We start from the raw sequence: 1,010 nt of genomic DNA on the forward strand, positions 1-1,010 counted from the left end.
CATTAAGTCAATGCAATGACAATCCTTTTTTAACTTACTAGAGTTTGAGCTACCACAATTGTTGCAAACAAAACGTTAGTGACTAATGAGCATTTTACGATAACTGGCAGCATTGGAGCGATTTGTGCAGGTTTTTCTGTATCCCAAACGGCTTTACCGTGATGAATGACGACATAAACGCTCAATAAGAAGGGTAGGCTAATCCACAGAGGTTTGTCTTGAATTAACAAGTAAGCCGCAAACGCTAAAATAGCACCCCCAAGTAAGATAAAGTGGTACTGCTTGGCTTTGTGTTGACCCAAACGGACGGCGACCGTGCGCTTTCCACATTCGCGATCGTTCTCGATATCACGCATGTGGTTGATGTTCAGTACCGCTACCGCGAGTAAACCGCAGCCCAGAGCTGGTACGAATAGAGTGGTGTCTACATGCCCTGTATGCAGAAAGTATGTACCAGATACGCCTAGCAGACCAAAGAACAGGAATACGGAGATATCGCCTAAGCCGACATAACCGTAGGGCTTACTGCCCATCGTGTAAGCAATCGCCGCGATAATGGCAAGAATACCCAAACCGATGAAGGTGATGATGCTTTCTGGCGAGCTCAGCGCGTAAAACACCAAAACCAAGCCTGAGATGGCGGTAAGCACGATATTGAAAATGATCGCCTGTTTCATCTGTTTGGCACTAACGGCACCGGTCTGCATCGCACGCTGTGGACCTAAACGGTTTTCATTGTCGGTGCCTTTTACTGCATCGCCATAGTCGTTGGCTAAGTTCGATAGAATTTGCAATAAGGTTGCCGTAGCAAAGGCCATGATTGCGATGGTCAAAGAGAAATGACCGGCTGAGTATGCAAGTACGCTACCAGTTAAAATAGACACCAGAGCGAGAGGCAATGTTTTAGGGCGAGCGGCTTCAAGCCAGATCTGCAAAGATTGTTTCATGGAAATTTCGTGCTAGTAACCAATGTGCCCAGTATAAGCACAAAGAGGCAGATACGCTATTGA

General features: G+C 46.3%; 1 protein-coding gene. It reads right to left on the reverse strand.

Annotated features, from left to right (window positions below; translation table 11 throughout):
* Positions 1-29: 29 nt before the first annotated feature.
* Complete coding sequence (locus R7P35_RS26510) at positions 30-947, reverse strand: 1,4-dihydroxy-2-naphthoate polyprenyltransferase (protein ID WP_318093474.1); 918 nt, start codon at positions 945-947, stop codon at positions 30-32.
* Positions 948-1,010: the final 63 nt, after the last annotated feature.

It is taken from the genome of Vibrio sp. Vb0304 (assembly GCF_033338995.1).
In the GTDB taxonomy this organism is placed as follows: domain Bacteria; phylum Pseudomonadota; class Gammaproteobacteria; order Enterobacterales; family Vibrionaceae; genus Vibrio; species Vibrio alginolyticus.

Excerpts from the sequence above, each read along its gene's own strand:
- R7P35_RS26510 (WP_318093474.1), bottom strand. The coding sequence starts at position 947 with ATGAAACAATCTTTGCAGATCTGGCTTGAAGCCGCTCGCCCTAAAACA.